The organism is Streptomyces tendae (assembly GCF_008632955.1).
Classification (GTDB): Bacteria; Actinomycetota; Actinomycetes; order Streptomycetales; family Streptomycetaceae; genus Streptomyces.
Genome location: NZ_CP043960.1, coordinates 280,507 through 296,584, shown reverse-complemented (window position 1 = coordinate 296,584; position 16,078 = coordinate 280,507). Strand labels below are relative to the sequence as shown.

The following is a 16,078-nucleotide window of genomic DNA, read 5'->3' as shown; positions in this document are numbered from 1 at the left end:
GCACGTCCGGCGCTTCGGCGTCCAAGGGCGTGTCGGTCATCCCGCAAAGATACGGCCGCGTCGGCGGCAGGCGTAGCCGCTCCAGGTCCGTGAGCCGCGGGCACTCGCATCCCCGTACTCGCAGGCGTCTTGAATCTCTTAAGCGTGCTTGTCCGCCGACTTCGGCCGCTCAGTGCACCGCTTCACCACCGAGGGGCTCGGCGAACTGAGCGGCCAGATGCCGGCGCGTCGAACGGTAGTCCGGGAGGAACCGGCCGACGCAGAGCGAGAGAATCCTTCTTCTTGGACGGCGCTGGACGACGTCGACCCGGGGTGGGTCCACTCCTCGGCGAACCTCCCGTATGCCTCAGCCTGCTCATCAGTCCATTGGTACGAGCGGACCGCAATCAGTCCTGCTGCCCACTCGGCGATCTTTCCGTGAGCTCCTGCGGACTCCAGCCGGTGCGCAATCCGACCATGAGGTTACAGACCTTCCCGTTCCCCCGGGCAAGGGGTTGGAATATTAGCCACCCGGAGTCGGTGTCACAGCGTGGCCGCCTGCTGGACCAGACGTGACCGTTCCTGGTCAGCTGGCTATCCGGCCGCGTTCTCAGCGCCTTGAAGCCGTGATCCAGCTAGCGATGCCCCTCTCGGCGGGCACCTCTGTGTGTGTCGTTCGCGGTGTGGTTTGCCTTCACACTGATGTCAAGGTTGCACTATCGTCTGCGTCCCGCAAGAGCGGTGCATTGAGACGTGGTGAGCCGACAAGCTGCGGCTTCGGCGTGCCAGAGAGGGAAGTAGAAATGACCAAGGTTCAGGACCCGATAGTGAGGGCGCCGGGACAAGACCGCCTCCCCATCGCAGCTCTCATCTCGCTCTTTATGGCAGGCTTCATCACCACGCTCACTGAGGCTCTGCCCGCTGGGGTGCTTCCCCAGATGAGCGATGCACTCGGCGTTTCCGAGTCGATGGCCGGACAGACGGTGACCATCTACGCCGTTGCAACGCTGCTCACAGCGATCCCTGTGGCCGTCGCCACCACGAACTGGCCCAGGCGACACCTTCTTGTCGTCGCGCTCATCGGATTCCTCGTCGCCAACCTCGTGACAGCGGTCTCCGTCAACTACACGATCACGATGGTGGCGAGGTTCGTTGCCGGCGCAGCGTCGGGTGTGACGTGGAGCATCCTGGGTGGCTATGCGCAGCGCATCACCCCGGACGCCCTGAAGGGCAGGGCCATGGCCTTCGCTTTCGCCGGCACGCCCGTCGCGCTCGCCCTGGGTGTTCCAGTCGGAGCGTTCCTCGGTCAGATTGTGGGCTGGCAGCTGACCTTCGGCCTCATGTCGGTGCTCGCCGCGCTGCTCATCGCCTGGACGATGTGGAAGCTGCCGAACGTCCCCGGCCAGAAGGCCGCCGAGCGGCTGCCCCTTCCTCACCTCCTTCGTATCCGAGGCCTTCGCACCATCCTGATCGTCACCGGCGTGTATGTGCTCGCTCACACCATCCTCTACACATACATCGCACCCGTGCTGGCGGGCGTGGGGCTCGAGGACCAGGTGCAGTGGATTCTGCTGGCCTTCGGTGTCGCCTCGATCCTGAGCATCTGGCTCACCGGGTTGTTCGTCGACCGGCATCACCGCCGCCTCGTCATCCTGAGCACTGTGTTCTTCGCCGTGGCGGCGGTCGCGCTGACCCTCTGGTCGGAGAACGTGGTCGTGGACTACGTCGCAGTGACGGCCTGGGGCTCGCGTTCGGCGGGGCCGCGACCCTGTTCCAGGGCGCGCTGATGTCAGCGTCGCGTGAACACGCCGACGCCGCCCAGCCGCTGATGGTCACGATGTGGAACGGCGGAATCGGCCTCGGCGGGCTGATCGGCGGCATCCTCCTCGCCAGCCTTGGATCGGCGTCGCTCATGATCGCCGTCGCAGTCCTCGTCATCTTCACAGTCGTCGTCGTGGTCCTCGCACGAAGTCACGCATTCCCCGGACCCAGCGCCAAGTCTTGACGGGCCCCGACGTATCGAACTGAACGTGAGAGAAAGCGGGACATGACCGTCCCGCTCCGTCCCTTCACCAGTGCTCGGGCTCGTGATCACCGCCTAGAGCACCGGTGAAGGCCCACCGGTTGCGAGAAAGAAGAGGCCATGACCACTGACCAGAACACTGCCCCCACACCGACACCCACATCCACGCCCTCGGCTGGGATCGATCCGATCCGAGTCGATGTGTGGTCGGACATCGCTTGCCCCTGGTGCTACATCGGTAAGCGGAAGTTTGAAAAGGCTCTGACCGTAACCGGCATCCCGGTGGAGATCGAGTACCACGCGTATGAACTCGCGCCGGATCTGCCAGAGGAGTTCGAGGGAAGCGAGCAGGACTACCTGGAGATCCGCGGATTCACGGCCGATCAGGTTCAGCCCCTGCTCTCCAGGATCGTTGCCGCGGCAAAGGCTGTTGGACTGGACTTCAACTACGACATCCTCCGGCACACGAACATGCTCAAGGGACATCAGCTGATCCGGTGGGCCAAGGCGGAGGGGCACCAGCTCGACATGGTCGAACGAATCCTCGCCGCTCACTTCGAGGAGGGGCGACACGTCGGCCGGGACGAGGATCTCGCCGAGCTCGCTGCAGAGATAGGACTCGACCGCGAGAAGGCGCTCAGCGCACTCAGGGAGGGCCGGTATGCCGACGATGTACGGGCCGACGAAGCCAAGGCACGACAGCTCGGGATCCAGAGCGTCCCCTTCTACGTGTTCGAGAACACCTATGGAGTCGCAGGAGCACAGGATCCAGCGGCATTCGCCGACATCCTGCGCCAGCTAGCCGAGAAGAAGCAGGAGACCACTCAATGACCGAGGAAAAGCCCAGCCCGCTCACCCAACTACCCGTCCCCACGGCCGCCACCTGCATCGACGGCGTGTGCACAATACCCGAGGAAGAATCGAGCCCCATCGTCCAACTACCGGCGCCGGCAGCCGCCACCTGCATCGACGGCCTGTGCACGATACCCGACGTCACTGATCACTCGGAGAACCAGCCAGCGAGCTGATGGCTGCCGCCTGTGGACACCCACAGGCGGCACCGACGCATAGACACATGGGCCCGCTCCCGCCACTCGCCCACCTCCGCCCGAAACGCCCAGACGGCGCTGGTCAGGCTAGGGTCTGTCGTCAAATGATCTTCGGTCGGGGATCATGGTTGGGTGATACGTCGCCATGAACTGTCGGATGCCGAGTGGGAGTTCGTCCGGCCGCTGCTGCCCGAGTCGCTGCGGGGCAGGAAGCGGTTGGACGACCGTACGGTGCTCAACGGGATCGTGTGGAAGTTCCGTACCGGGACCGCTTGGCGGGACGTGCCCGAGCGGTACGGTTCCTGGGCCACGCTGCCCACCCGCTTCCGCCGGTGGGCCAAGGACGGCACCTTCGAGCGCATGCTCCGGGCCGCTCAGGCCAAGGCCGACGCACCGGGGACATCGAGTGGCTCGTGTCGGTCGACTCCACGATCGTCCGTCCGGGCCCACCAGCACGCGGCCGGAGCGCGAAAAGAGGGCTCCGCACCCCGGGACTCGGCCGGTCCAGAGGCGGCCTGACCAGCAAAATCCACCTGGCCTGCGACGCTGTGGGGCGACCGCTCGCCTTCACCGTCACCGGCGGGAACACCAACGACTGCACGCAGTTCACCGCCGTGATGCAGGCGATCCGGGTGCCCCGGCTCGGGCCGGGACGGCCCCGGGTCCGCCCCGACCACGTCATCGGCGACAAGGGCTACAGCTCCAAACCCATACGCACCTGGCTGCGGCGACGCAACATCCGGCACACCATCCCGGAACGGTCCGACCAAATCCGCAACCGGCTCCGACGCGGCAGCCGTGACGGACGTCCGCCGGCCTTCGACAACCAGGTCTACAAGCGGCGCAACGTCGTCGAGCAGTGCTTCAACCGCCTCAAACAGTGGCGCGGCATCGCCACTCGCTACGACAAGACCGCCGAGTCCTACCAAGCAGCCGTCACCCTCGCAGCCCTGCTGATGTGGGCGTGACATTTGACGACAACTCCTAGTCTTTTGAGTCGGGCATTCTGTTCAGATAGCTGGCGAGACGTTCGAGGATCTGGTCTGCGGTCTTGGTCCAGACGTAGGGTTTGGGGTCGGTGTTCCATGCGGCGATCCAGGTGCGGATGTCTCTCTCCAACGCTTGGACGCTTTTGTGGACGCCGCGCCGTATCTGCTTGTTGGTCAGCTCGGCGAACCACCGCTCGACCAGATTGAGCCAGGACGATCCGGTGGGCGTGAAGTGCAGGTGGAAGCGGGGGTGAGCCAGCAGCCAGGTTTTGATCGCCGGCGTCTTGTGGGTGGCGTAGTTGTCCAGCACCAGGTGCACGTCCAGGTCCGCCGGTATCTCCTGGTCGAGTTTGATCAGGAACTTCTTGAACTCCTCGGCCCGGTGCCGGCGGTGCAGAGAGCCGATCACCTTCCCCGTGGCCACCTCCAGTGCGGCGAACAATGTGGTGGTGCCCGCGCGCACGTAGTCGTGGGTGACCCGCTGCGGGACGCCGGGCATCATCGGCAGCACCGGCTGGGACCGGTCCAGGGCCTGGATCTGCGACTTCTCGTCGACACAGAACACCAAGGCCCGCTCGGGCGGGTCCAGATAGAGGCCGACCACGTCGTGGACCTTGTCGACGAAGTACGGGTCCGTCGACAGCTTGAACGTCTCGGTGCGGTGTGGCTGCAGGCCGAAGGCCCGCCAGATCCGCGACACGGTCGACTGCGACAGGCCCATCTCGCGGGCCATCGCCCGCGTCGACCAGGGCGTGGCATTCTTCGGCGCGGTCTCCAGCGTCCGCTTCACCACCGCGGCCACCTGCTCGTCGGTAACCGTCCGGGGCCCGCCGGACCGCGGCATGTCACCCAACCCGGCAATCCGGTGCTCGACGAACCGCTTCCGCCAGCGGCCCACCGCATGCGGCGTCGAACCGAGCTGTGCGGCCACGTCCTTGTTCGACGCGCCGGTCGCGCAGGCCAGGATGATCCGGCACCGCAAAGCCCACGCCTGCGGGGTGGAACGACGCCGAACCCATCCCTCCAGCGCAGCCCGTTCCTCATCCGAAAGGATCAACTCGGCCTTCGGCCGCCCAGTACGTGCCACCAGGCAACCCTACACATCTGAATAGAATTCCAGACTCAGAAGACTAGCGGGGGCTGTCATTGTTGAGGGTTACTGAAAGGCTTCGGAGAGGCGGCCGTCGAAGGTGATGTCGGCGTTCAGTGCGGTCTTCCAGCGCATGGTCCAGCGGGCCTGGCCCTTGCCGGTGGGGTCGAGGGACATGAGCGCCATGCAGGCGCACTTCAACGCGGCCTGCTCGTTGGGGAAGTGACCGCGGGCTTTCACCGCCCGCCGGATCCTGGCGTTGACGGACTCGATGACATTGGTCGTGCAGACGATCCGGCGGATCTCGGTGTCAAAGCGCAGGAACGGGGTGAACTCTTCCCGCGCGTTCTCCCAGAACCGTACGATCACCGGATACTTCCGGCCCCAGGCGTCGGCAAACTCCGCGAACCGCTTAGCGGCCTCCTCGGTCGGCGCCGCGTAGACGGGCTTGAGGATCTAGGCGATCTTGTCCCAGTCCTGGCTGGCAGCATAGCGGAAAAGGAGTTCCGCAACAGGTGCACCACGCAGGTCTGCACGTCGTGTTCGGCCAGACCGTCTCGACCGCCTCGGGCCGGCCCCTTCAGACCGTCGCAGACCAGCATCAGCACGTCGTTCACGCCACGGTTCGTGACCTCGGTGAGGATGTGCAGAGGGGCGGGTTCTGCCACTCGGCCATGCCGTCCAGGACCTTGTCGGTGATCGTGGAGACCGTCTGGCGGGATACGTCGGCGCCATAGACCTCCGCCAAATGAGCCTGGACCTCACCGGTGGGCAGGCCCTTCGCAGCGAGCGAGATGACCATCTCGTCGACGCCGTCAGGCGCTTCTGCCCGCTTCTTGACGATCCTCGGCTCGAAGCTGCCTTCCCGGTCACGGGGAACGGCTATCGCGACCGGCCGACGTCGGTGAGCACGGTCTTGGCACGAGTGCCGTTGCCTGAGTTGCCGCCGTTCTTCCCGGCCGGATCGTGCTTGTCATAGCCGAGATGGTCGGCGATCTCGCCCTTAATACTCCAGCAGCGGTTCGTGTCTTGAGCTGGTGATTGTCGTTGTCCTGGTATGGAGGGCAGCAGCAGATCAAGTCCCTGGCCGGGATCTGGCGCATCGACCAGCTCATCGAGGACGCCCCTGCCGATGCCTGGCAGAGACTCTCCTGCGGCGACGGCGCCAAGGGCCCGCGCCTCTACGACTGGGCCGCAGCCAAGCTGCCCGCCAACCTCGTCTTCGACCCCGACCCGCCGACCCATCACCGCTGGGTGATGGCCCGCCGCAGCCTGTCCGACCCCGAAGCGGTGGCCTACTACCTGGCCTACGCCCCCGTCGGCGTCGAGATCGCCGAGCTGGCCCAGGTGGCCGGCTCCCGCTGGGCGATCGAGGAGTGCTTCCAGGCCGCCAAGAACGAATGCGGCCTCGACGAGTACCGAGGTCCGCCGCTATCCCGGCTGGTACCGGCACATCACCCTGACCATGCTCGCCCACGCCATCCTGACCGCACTCGCCGCCCAGGCCGGCGACCGCAAAGGGGGCTGCAGAAACGGATCAGCCCTCGTCCCGCTCACCGTGGCAGAAATCCGGCGGCTTCTGGACACTCTCCTGCCCCACCCACGAGCCGACCGCGACCCCGTCACCCACGCACTGAAGTGGTCGGCCTGGAGAAGACACCGCCAGGCCGTCGCCCGCCGCTGCCACTACCGAAAACGCAGCTCAGGACACGAACCGCTGCTGGAGTACTAAGAACTGACTCCAGCAGCCGTTTGGTCAGCTGTTGGAGCAGCCCGCACTCGCCGGTCAGCTGAAACCCCTCGACCTGAGCCCGGCCCACCAGCTCGTCGATCAGTTGGTCGTCCGCCGACCTTGCCAGCGCCACTTCAGACGGCTCAACGGACTCGGCCTCGGGCATGTTGTTGCTGGTCGCGGGTTTATCCGTGTGTTCCACGTCGAGGAGGGTGGGGTGGTCTCGCAAGCCGGGGCGATGCTGTTCGTTGAGTCTTGCCGGCAAGTCCGGTCTGGACACTGCGATATCGTCGGCACTGGCGCCGTGGCGCAAGCCGTGGACAGTGCACGACCCGGGCAAGATTCTGCTGGTGTGGCCCAGTCCACGGCACTCGGCGGGCACTGCCGGGCAGACGCGGGCATGCTGCAGGCCAAGCCAGCCGTCTTCGGACCGGTAGCTTCCGAGCGGGTGGCGACGTGACGCCCTGCGCCGCGCCGCCACCCGCCATGCTCTCGTCATCCCACAGGCCGAGCTGCAGCAGATGGGCGCCCTCCTCGCTCGTCTGTCTACATACGGCACTCAACAGCCTGTGCCGGGCATCGGCATCAGCGGTCTGTTCCTGCTGATGGAGATGAGCCTCATCGAGGAGATCCGGTGAGGAATCGGCGAAAGAAGGCTGTCGTCACTGGCGGCACACACGACGTGGGGCCCTGTGGTTATGCTCGTGCTGCTCGCGGCCGGTGTCGGAGTCTTGTTGACCCAGCCCGTGCTGTGGTTACCGGAGGTGGATCGAGAACCCGGTCTCACCGGGCACGTGCGCCTCCTTAAGGACCATGGTTTCGTCGTAGTCGCCACCGTTGCGGGAGCGGTACGGCAGCGGCTGCGTTGTCTCCAGCGTGCGCAGCCGCTCGCGCAGCCCGTCGCGGGCCTCGTTGAACTGCTCCGGGGACACCCGGTCGGCGCCGTACACCGCGTACGGCGGGAGGACCGACATCCCGGTGTAGAAGAACGTCCCGTGCTGGAGGCTGAACAGCAGGTCATCAAGTGAACCGTTGATGCTACGGGGGCCCAGCGCCGCTTCGCTGGCGCCACCCGTCACGACCGCCATCGCGCGCTTGCCCGCCAGTCTGCCCTCGCCGTAGTGGAGCGTGCGGCCGTCATCGCCGGACAGACCGTACGCGAAACCCTTCACGAACACGCGGTCGATCCAGCCCTTGAGGATCGCGGGGACGCCGAACCACCACAGCGGGAACTGCACGACGACCGCGTCCGCCCAGGCCAGTTTCTCCTGCTCGGCAACGATTTCTGGGCTAAGTGTGCCCCCCGCGTACGCACGGGCGGACGCCGCCGCGACCTGCAGCCGCTCGTCGGCGGCTTCGGCGCCGTAGTCAGTCGCGTCGACGACCGGATTCCACTTCATCGCGTACAGATCCGACTCTCGCACGTCATGGCCGAGATTCCGGAGTGTCTGGATGCTGTCGTCGCGGAGGGCGCCGCTCAGCGAGCGGGCTTCGGGATGGGCGAGTACCCACAACACGTTCATGATTCGATCATCCGACAGTCGCGGAGCGTGAGCGAGTGGCCTGACAGCCAATGTGTGCAAGAATTGGGCCATGACTTCGCCTGGCGCTTTCGCGCACCCCGGCCGCCACCGCGTCGCCGTACTGGTGCGGCACGGGATGCTCGTGATGGAACTCGGCATCGTCCAGCGGCTGTTCGGGCAAGCGCGCTCGGCGGCAGGAGAGCCGCTGTACGAGGTCGTCACCTGCACGCCCGAGCCAGGGTCTGTGCGCACCGACTCCGACGTCGTCATCCCCGTGCACCGAGGTCCGGAAGTCCTCGCAGAGGCCGATACCGTGATCGTTTCGGCGTCGACGGCCGACTACGAGCCAGCGGCGCGCGAGCTGGCCCCGCCGGTGCGCACCGCGCTTGCGCAGATCCGGGAGGGCACGCGGATCGCGTCGATCTGCACCGGCGCGTTCGTGCTGGCCGCCGCCGGCCTGCTCGACGGCCGCCCGGCGACCACGCACTGGCAATCCGCCGCGGAACTGCAGGAACGGTTCCCGAAAGTCGACGTCGACCCGTGCGCGCTCTACACCGATGACGGCGACGTCCTCACCTCTGCCGGCGTCGCCTCCGGGATCGATCTGGTTCTGCACATCATCCGCCGCGATCACGGCACGGCCGTGGCCAACGAGGTTGCCCGCGGCACAGTCGTCTCCCCGCACCGCGAGGGCGGCCAGGCCCAGTTCGTCCGCCGTCCGGTGCCCGAGCCCGGGACGTCGTCGACGAAGGCCGCCCGAGCCTGGGCGCTGGACAATCTGCACCGCCCGCTGACGCTGCGCGAGCTGGCGGCCCGCGAGTCGATGAGCACCCGCACGTTCACCCGTCGCTTCCGCGAGGAGGTCGGCGTCTCGGCGCTTCAATGGCTTACGCAGCAACGAATCGAGCGCGCCCGCCAGCTCCTGGAGGAGTCGGCCCTCCCGGTGGACCGGGTGGCGGCGGAAGCTGGCTTCGGCACGGGGGCCTCGCTGCGCCAGCACTTCCAGGCGGCGCTGGGCGTGTCGCCGAGCACGTACCGGTCGACGTTCCGCGGCGAACCTGTGGCCCAGCCCGGCTAGCGCGCGTCTCTTTGATCGGCTAACGAGCTCGTGCACGGTAAGCGGTGAGACGTTGGGGCTCTGATCACCGATCATGGTGATGTGGTGGGGAACGCGTCTCGTACAGCGATCATCAGCGACCGGCGGATCACGGGCCTGTCCGCTGAGGTGATTGCTGAACTCGGCGCTGAAGTGGGTCCGTTGTGGCACGAGCGTCACCAGGCCCGGCTCACCTCCCGGCCGCGGAAACGGGCCGTGGGTGCAGGCGCGAAACACCGGCTGGCGTTCGTCGACCGGCTCCTGGCCACACTCGTCCATCGTCGACACGGGGTCACTCACTACGTGCTGGCCTGCTGGTATGGCGTGGACCGCTCCACCATCACCCGAGCCATCGGTGAGGTACGGACCCTGCTCGCTGAGCGAGGCTGCACCGTCAGTCCCGACGTGCGGCTGCAGTCTCTGGCCGACGTCGTCGAACACCTCGGCGCGAGCAGGGCGACCGGCATCATCGACGGCACCGAGATCTGGGTTCGTCGGCCAGCCGCCGGACGCAAGAACCGCGACAAGTTCATCTCCGGCAAGAAACAAGCAGAACGCCGTCCAGTCCATGGTGGTCACGGACGGCGAGGGGCGCGTGCTGTGGTGCAGCCCGGCACGACCCGCGAACTGCGCCGACATCACCCATGCCCGCCAATTAGGACTGGTCAAGCTCCTGGCCGAGGGGCCTGCGATCGAGGTTCTCGCCCACGCCGGCTAACCAGAGCCTGGGCGCCAGACCGGCGGCAGGGTGGTGACACCACCACACCGCAAGTTCAAGAAGAACGCCCCAGACTGGTACGAGGAGATGTACGAGCGACAGCGCAAGGCACACTCCTCAGCCGAATCCGGGTCGAGCACGGCATCGCCCACCTGAAGAACTGGCGAGCCCTGGCTCGACACCTCGGCTGCCGCGAACACATGAGCGGCTCCGTCCAAGCCGTCGCCGGCCTGCTGTCTCACCAGAAGACCGCGGACCTGACGTCGACACGTTAGAAGTGAACACCGAGCCCCCGGCAGCCTCGACGTCTCACCGCCTAAAGGGTGTTGCAGAAGGCCGTGAACTGGGCATCTCCATTGTATGGCTGGGGTGTTGAGGGCCGAGCGGGTGTGGGTGGAGACGTTCACGGGGTTGCGGGTCGATCAGTTCGGCCGGTTACTGAAAGCGGTCCGGGAGCGTGGTGGCGAGGGCTGTGGCTGGGGTCGTCCGTGGCGGCTGCCGTTGGCCGAGCGGGTGCTGCTGGTGGCCGTGTACTACCGCACGAACCTCACCATGCGGAAGCTCGCACCGCTGTTCGGCGTCTCGCCGGCGACCGTGTGCCGGGTGATCCGGCGGCTCGGCCCGTTGCTCGCGATCGAACCGGCCCGCGCCTCTCAGGATGCAGCCGAGCGGCTGTGGATCGTGGACGGCACCCTCGTCCCGGTCCGTGACCGCACGGTCGGAGCGTCCTCGCGCAACTACCGGTTCTCGGCGAACGTGCAGGTCATCGTGGACGCCGAGACACGTCTGGTGGTGGCAACCGCCCGTCCGGTGCCCGGCAATACCGCGGACGCGAAAGCCTGGCGGGACTCCGGCCTGGCCGCACACTGCGAGGGAGTGACGGTCCTCGGTGACGGCGCCTACATCAACACCGGCCTGATCGTCCCGCACCGCAAACGCCCGGGGCGGCCCCTGCTGAAGGGCGAGGAGGAGGACAACGCGCAGCATCGCAAGGTCCGTGCCCGCGTCGAGCACACCTTCTCCCGTATGAAGAACTACAAGATCCTCCGTGACTGCCGGCAACGCGGCGACGGCCTCCACCACGCCGTCCAGGCCGTCGCCCGCATGCATAACCTCGCCCTCGCCGCATGACCGCAGAGGCCCGAAAGCCGCTTCAGCCTGCGAGATCACGGCCTTCTGCAACACCCTTTAAGCGTTGTCCCGTAACTCGAGGCAAAGGCTGGTAGGTCACCACAGCCGGATCGACTTGTCCGGTTCCACCCCGACTCGCGGTCTCGACGGGATTCCGGCCAATTGGGTTGAACCGGACACCGGCAATCCGTCTCCAGAGTTGCGGGACAACCTTAGAGGTTGTCCCGTAACCGGTGGGGCGGTGATGCGTTGGTTGGGCATGGGTGGGGTGATCTCAGCAGATGATCCGAAGTGGATCGAGCCGTTCTCTGGGCTGACCGAGTCGCAGTTCGCCAGGTTGGTGGCGTTGGTGCGGCGTCGGGCGGTGACGTGCAGCGCGGTCGGCCGTGGCGGCTAGTGCTCTGACCGCATTGGTTCACCGGGTCGGGCCCGCGAACTGAACCTCGACGCGGGTGAGTTCCTGGCAAGATCTCCGCATGTCCGAAGAGAAGGTTGACGCCCTCACACAGAGGATGGCCGAGCACATGGCCATGCCGTTCCCACCCGGCTTTCGCGGCCTCGACATCAAGGGCCAGGACATGGTGATGCTCGACGCGGACGCCTATGGCTATGCGCTCGGCGTCGTCAAAGGTCCGCTCAACGAACAGCGCCGCGCGGGCCTGACGCGGCTGATGACCGTGGTCGAGCGGGTCCTTCCGGCGATCGACGACGAGTACGCGACCAGGTACTACACGCACGTGCGCGACATGGCTGCTCTGGCCGCCGAAATCGAGGCCCAGCGCGACATGTAGTCCTCTGACATGGAACGTTCGGCGGGGCGACGATCGGGGCGGTTGGATGTGCGGTGACGTCCGATCCGATCGCTGGGGGCGTGGTGGCCGAGCCTGTCCGTGTGCGCAGACTGACTGACCAGGAGGGGCAGAAGCTGCAGCAGATCGTGCGCCGGGGCAGCACCAGTACGGTGCGTTACCGGCGGGCGATGATGCTGCTGGCCTCGGCCGGCGGCAACCGGGTACCGGTAATCGCCCAGCTTGTCCAGGCCGACGAGGACACCGTCCGTGATGTGATCCATCGGTTCAACGAGATCGGCCTGGCCTGCCTGGACCCTCAGTGGGCGGGAGGCCGTCCCCGCCTGCTCAAGCCTGACGACGAAGACTTCGTCATCAAGACGGCCACCACCCGACCCACCAAACTCGGCCAGCCCTTTACCCGCTGGTCCATCCGCAAACTCGCCGCCTACCTGCGCAAAGTCCACGGCCGCGTCATCCGTATAGGCCGCGAGGCGTTACGCAGCCTGCTCGCCCGCCGCGGCGTTACCTTCCAGCGCACAAAGACCTGGAAGGAATCCCCCGACCCGGAACGGGAGGCAAAGCTGGACCGGATCGAGGAGGTCCTTCACCGCTTCACGGACCGCGTGTTCGCCTTCGATGAGTTCGGCCCGCTCGGGATCCGGCCCACGATGGGCTCGGGCTGGGCCGCCTCCGGCCACCCCGAGCGGCACCCGGCCACCTACCACCGCACCCACGGAGTCCGGTACTTCCACGGCTGCTACTCGCTCGGCGACGACACCATGTGGGGCGTGAACCGCCGCAGGAAGGGCGCCGGGAACACGCTGGCCGCACTGAAGTCGATCCGCGCCGCACGGCCCGACGGCGCCCCGATCTACGTGATCCTCGACAACCTGTCCGCCCACAAAGGCGCCGACATCCGCCGCTGGGCGAAGCAGAACAAGGTCGAGCTGTGCTTCACCCCGACCTACGCCTCCTGGGCGAACCCCATCGAAGCCCACTTCGGACCGCTGAGGCAGTTCACCATCGCCAACTCCAACCACCCCAACCACACTATGCAGACCCGGGCCCTGCACGCATACCTCCGCTCGCGCAACGCCAACGCCCGCCACCGGGACGTCCTGGCCGCCGAACGGAAAGATCGCGCCCGCATTCGCAGTGAGAAGGGCATCCGCTGGGGCGGACACCCTCGCAAGACCGCAGCCTGACCAACCCGGCGAACCAATGCGGTCAGAGCACTAGCACTGGAGGACCGGGTGTTGCTGGTGGCGACGTACTGGCGCACGAACCTCACATTGCGGCAGGTGGCACCGCTGTTCGGGGTCTCGAAGTCGGCGGCCGACCGTATCCTCGATCACCTCGCACCTCTGTTGGCCATCTCGCCGGCCCGTCGGCCACGCAAGGACACCGTCTACATCGTGGACGGGACCCTGGTGCCCACCCGTGACCGCAGCATCGCCGCCTCCAGCAAGAATTACCGCTACTCGACGAACCTTCAGGTCGTCATTGACGCCAACAGTCGCCTGGTGGTGGCGATCGGCTTGCCGTTGCCTGGCAGTCGCAACGACTGCCGGGCGTTCACGGAGTCCGGCGTCGATCGGGCCTGCCGCGGCGCACCGACCATCGCCGACGGGGCTACCAGGGGACCGGCCTGCTCATCCCACACCGTAAACGACGAGGTCAGATGCACCTCAACCCCCGCCAGGAAGCGGAGAATGCCATCCACCGCCGGGCGCGAGCCCGAGTGGAACACGCGCTGTCGCGGCTGAAGAACTGGCAAATCCTGCGGGACTGCCGACTCAAGGGCAACGGCGTGCACCAAGCCATGCTCGGCATCGCTCGGCTTCACAACCTGGCCCTCACCGGATAACGCACGTCCCATACGGGACAACCTCTAAAGGGTGTTGCACAAGACTGTGTTTGGGCAGGCCAGGGCGGGTGGAGACGGTCCTCTGGTCATGATGCGAGGGCGAGGTTGTGCATGTGGGCAACGGCCTGGACGGCGTGGTGGAGGCCGTCGCCGTGTTGCCGGCAGTCGCGGAGGATCTTGTAGTTCTTCATCCGGCCGATCACATGCTCCACCCTTGCACGGACCTTGCGGTGCGCCGCGTTGTCGTCTTCCTCGCCCGGCAGCAGCTCGCGTCGGGGGCGTTTGCGGTGTGGGGTGACCATGCCGCAGTTGAGGTAGGCGCCGTCCGCCAGGACGGTCACGTCCTGGCAGTGCCCGGCCAGGCCGGAGGCACGCCAGGCATGCGCGTCCGCGGTGGTGCCCGGCACCGGCCGGGCCGCGGCGATGACCAGGCGGGTGTGGGCGTCCACGATGACCTGCACGTTTGCCGAGAACCGGTAGTTGCGTGACGAGGAGCCGACCTTCCGGTCGCGGACCGGGATGAGGGTGCCGTCCACGATCCACAACCGGTCGGCCGCATCGCCTGGTCGGGAGACGGGCTCCAGTGCGAGCAGCGGACCGAGCCGCTGGATCACCCGGCACACCGTCGACGACGAGATCCCGAACAGCGGCCCGAGCTGCCGCATGGTCAGATTCGTGCGGTAGTACACGGCCACCACCAAGACTCGTTCGGCCAGCGGAAGACACCACGGTCGGCCCCGCAGAGTCCCGTTGCCACCGCGGTCACGGACCGCCTTCAGCAGCCGCTCGAACTGCTCCAACCGCAGCCCCGTGAACGTCTCCACCCACACGCGTTCAGCCCTCAACACCCCAGCCATACACCGGAGATGCCCAGTTCACAGTCTTGTGCAACACCCTTTAGGGTGCACGAGCTCGTTGAAGCACCGCCAGACGAGGTAAGGGCACTGCCGTAGGCAAACTGTCCGAAGGCGAGTGAAAAGCACTATGCGTCACCGCACTCCCCCGGGACGGCCCACGTTTCACCATGCTCTTCGAAATGGCCAGCACGGGCTGGAGAGACGCAGAACGTGCATGTTGTGCAGCCGACGCCGCTTCTGTTCCTGCACAGTCCCGGTGACAGGAGCGGTAACTGGCTCTACCAGTGCCGCCCCCAACGCAGACTTGATGCAGTCCTATCAAACGGTTGGCACCATCACGTCGCCACGGCCCTAAGAAGCGAGAGTTTCCGTACTGCATCACTTGATGTCCCGAGTATCTCCGACAGTTCAGGCCCGCGTCCTGCGAGGCTGTCCAGGAGAACTGCCATATCGCCACCGACGTCTGAGCGGCCGCCCGTCTGGACGTAGACGTGAGAGTTGTTGTGGCCTATGCGATACGTGCAGTCAGGTGATCCGTATAGCTTGATCGCTACCTCCACGTAGTCGCCAGACCAAGCGGCAGGCGCTGAGGCGGCAAGCAGGGTGTACATCACCATGAGGCGACCTTCCTCGCCATCAAGAGGAACGTCAAATCCCAGGGGAATACATATATCTCGCTCATGCATCCAGGCATCCCAGATCGTATGGGTGCTGAACACGGACCAGTGCAATTTTCTCCGAAGTGGGCCCTGCCTTACCTGGGGTGACCCTTCCATGGCGCGCCGAAGGAACAGCTCCCCTTCCTGCTGGATCAATTGCGTCAGTTCATTCACCGTCTCCTTTACGGATTCACCCTCCGAGTGACTCATCCAAGCGGCGGGCGAGGTCTTCGGGCTGAAATTTCCGGGGTTTCCGAAAGGATATTCAGTCTCATCTAGCATAGATATGTGCACCTTGGCTACATCACGAACGTGGCGTACCACTTCGTGCACCGACCAGTCCGTGCAGCGAGACTGTGCGTTGAACTGAGATTCGTCGATGTTGTTCAAGAGCTCAAGAAATGCATGTCGACGGCGACACAGTATTGCGTAGACCGCCTCCACCCCTTCACTCCATCCCTCAATCTCGGAAATCGTGTACGTACGTGAGTCCACTGGATCAACCATTCACGCTCTTCGAAGCGGTAGTGACGGCTCGCACAACTGCCTGTGATTTGGGTAAAAATCTTCAGTA

16 protein-coding genes and 5 pseudogenes are annotated in these 16,078 nt (G+C 65.9%); 12 read left to right on the top strand and 9 right to left on the bottom strand.

Going from position 1 to position 16,078, the window contains the following annotated elements; translation table 11 throughout:
* Positions 1 to 782 precede the first annotated feature (782 nt).
* From F3L20_RS33075 to F3L20_RS33065, 4 genes are all read left to right on the top strand, one after another.
* A complete protein-coding gene (locus F3L20_RS33075; RefSeq protein ID WP_346768138.1) occupies positions 783 to 1,766 on the top strand; it encodes an MFS transporter in 984 nt (327 codons plus the stop codon).
* Positions 1,766 to 1,984, top strand: a complete 219-nt coding sequence (locus F3L20_RS35510; RefSeq protein ID WP_346768137.1) for a hypothetical protein — start codon at positions 1,766 to 1,768, stop codon at positions 1,982 to 1,984. The genes F3L20_RS33075 and F3L20_RS35510 overlap by 1 nt, the downstream gene beginning before the upstream one ends.
* A 138-nt stretch (positions 1,985 to 2,122) precedes the next feature.
* Positions 2,123 to 2,833: a DsbA family oxidoreductase gene (locus F3L20_RS33070; protein WP_150157757.1), complete on the top strand. Its 711-nt coding sequence runs from the start codon at positions 2,123 to 2,125 to the stop codon at positions 2,831 to 2,833.
* Between the two features lie 350 nt (positions 2,834 to 3,183).
* Positions 3,184 to 4,019, top strand: a protein-coding gene (locus F3L20_RS33065; protein ID WP_206338951.1) for an IS5 family transposase whose coding sequence is annotated in 2 segments (ribosomal slippage) — positions 3,184 to 3,445 and positions 3,445 to 4,019 — 837 coding nt in all. Because the reading frame shifts where the segments join, the coding sequence is not laid out codon by codon here.
* Between the two features lie 16 nt (positions 4,020 to 4,035).
* Here the strand turns inward: F3L20_RS33065 and F3L20_RS33060 are convergent.
* The 6 genes and pseudogenes from F3L20_RS33060 to F3L20_RS33045 all read right to left on the bottom strand — a co-directional run.
* A complete protein-coding gene (locus F3L20_RS33060; RefSeq protein WP_150157756.1) occupies positions 4,036 to 5,127 on the bottom strand; it encodes an IS630 family transposase in 1,092 nt (363 codons plus the stop codon).
* 69 nt (positions 5,128 to 5,196) lie between these two features.
* Entirely contained in the window at positions 5,197 to 5,586 is a 390-nt protein-coding gene (locus tag F3L20_RS35115; protein ID WP_276615884.1) for a transposase, read from the bottom strand.
* Positions 5,496 to 5,732 carry a hypothetical protein gene (locus F3L20_RS35370; RefSeq protein WP_276615883.1) on the bottom strand — a complete coding sequence of 79 codons (237 nt, stop codon included), beginning with the start codon at positions 5,730 to 5,732 and terminating at the stop codon, positions 5,496 to 5,498. The genes F3L20_RS35115 and F3L20_RS35370 overlap by 91 nt, the downstream gene beginning before the upstream one ends.
* 11 nt (positions 5,733 to 5,743) lie before the next feature.
* Positions 5,744 to 6,022, bottom strand: a pseudogene (locus tag F3L20_RS35110) (transposase); the annotation flags it as partial.
* On the bottom strand, positions 6,013 to 6,375 hold the full coding sequence (locus F3L20_RS35805; protein WP_431193201.1) for a hypothetical protein: 363 nt from the start codon (positions 6,373 to 6,375) through the stop codon (positions 6,013 to 6,015). The pseudogene F3L20_RS35110 and the gene F3L20_RS35805, both read right to left, overlap by 10 nt.
* Positions 6,376 to 6,860: 485 nt before the next feature.
* Positions 6,861 to 7,028: pseudogene (locus F3L20_RS33045) on the bottom strand (IS256 family transposase); the annotation flags it as partial.
* Between the two features lie 21 nt (positions 7,029 to 7,049).
* Between F3L20_RS33045 and F3L20_RS35100 the strand changes: the two are divergent.
* A pseudogene (locus tag F3L20_RS35100) lies at positions 7,050 to 7,307 on the top strand (transposase); the annotation flags it as partial.
* 310 nt (positions 7,308 to 7,617) lie between these two features.
* On the opposite strand, the gene F3L20_RS33035 reads toward F3L20_RS35100, so the two are convergent.
* A complete protein-coding gene (locus F3L20_RS33035; RefSeq protein ID WP_150157755.1) occupies positions 7,618 to 8,385 on the bottom strand; it encodes an NAD(P)H-dependent oxidoreductase in 768 nt (255 codons plus the stop codon).
* Positions 8,386 to 8,455: 70 nt separating this feature from the next.
* Here F3L20_RS33035 and F3L20_RS33030 point away from each other — a divergent pair, with 70 nt between their 5' ends.
* The 7 genes and pseudogenes from F3L20_RS33030 to F3L20_RS33000 form a co-directional block, all read left to right on the top strand.
* Complete coding sequence (locus F3L20_RS33030) at positions 8,456 to 9,463, top strand: GlxA family transcriptional regulator (RefSeq protein ID WP_150157754.1); 1,008 nt, start codon at positions 8,456 to 8,458, stop codon at positions 9,461 to 9,463.
* Positions 9,464 to 9,544: 81 nt separating this feature from the next.
* Positions 9,545 to 10,474: a helix-turn-helix domain-containing protein gene (locus F3L20_RS33025; RefSeq protein ID WP_346768136.1), complete on the top strand. Its 930-nt coding sequence runs from the start codon at positions 9,545 to 9,547 to the stop codon at positions 10,472 to 10,474.
* 85 nt (positions 10,475 to 10,559) lie between these two features.
* Positions 10,560 to 11,330 carry a transposase family protein gene (locus F3L20_RS33020; RefSeq protein WP_150157753.1) on the top strand — a complete coding sequence of 257 codons (771 nt, stop codon included), beginning with the start codon at positions 10,560 to 10,562 and terminating at the stop codon, positions 11,328 to 11,330.
* 259 nt (positions 11,331 to 11,589) lie between these two features.
* A pseudogene (locus F3L20_RS33015) lies at positions 11,590 to 11,732 on the top strand (IS5/IS1182 family transposase); the annotation flags it as partial.
* 74 nt (positions 11,733 to 11,806) lie between these two features.
* A complete protein-coding gene (locus F3L20_RS33010) occupies positions 11,807 to 12,121 on the top strand; it encodes a hypothetical protein (protein WP_150157752.1) in 315 nt (104 codons plus the stop codon).
* 83 nt (positions 12,122 to 12,204) lie between these two features.
* Entirely contained in the window at positions 12,205 to 13,326 is a 1,122-nt protein-coding gene (locus tag F3L20_RS33005; protein ID WP_346768155.1) for an IS630 family transposase, read from the top strand.
* Positions 13,327 to 13,353: 27 nt separating this feature from the next.
* Positions 13,354 to 13,988, top strand: a pseudogene (locus F3L20_RS33000) (transposase); the annotation flags it as partial.
* Between the two features lie 86 nt (positions 13,989 to 14,074).
* Here F3L20_RS33000 and F3L20_RS32995 read toward each other — a convergent pair.
* Together F3L20_RS32995 and F3L20_RS32990 are read right to left on the bottom strand one after the other, a co-directional pair.
* On the bottom strand, positions 14,075 to 14,845 hold the full coding sequence (locus F3L20_RS32995) for a transposase family protein (RefSeq protein WP_150157750.1): 771 nt from the start codon (positions 14,843 to 14,845) through the stop codon (positions 14,075 to 14,077).
* A gap of 335 nt (positions 14,846 to 15,180) precedes the next feature.
* The gene (locus tag F3L20_RS32990) at positions 15,181 to 16,011 is read right to left on the bottom strand and encodes a maleylpyruvate isomerase N-terminal domain-containing protein (protein ID WP_150157749.1); all 831 of its coding nucleotides are present in this window, start codon (positions 16,009 to 16,011) and stop codon (positions 15,181 to 15,183) included.
* Between the last annotated feature and the right edge of the window lie 67 nt (positions 16,012 to 16,078).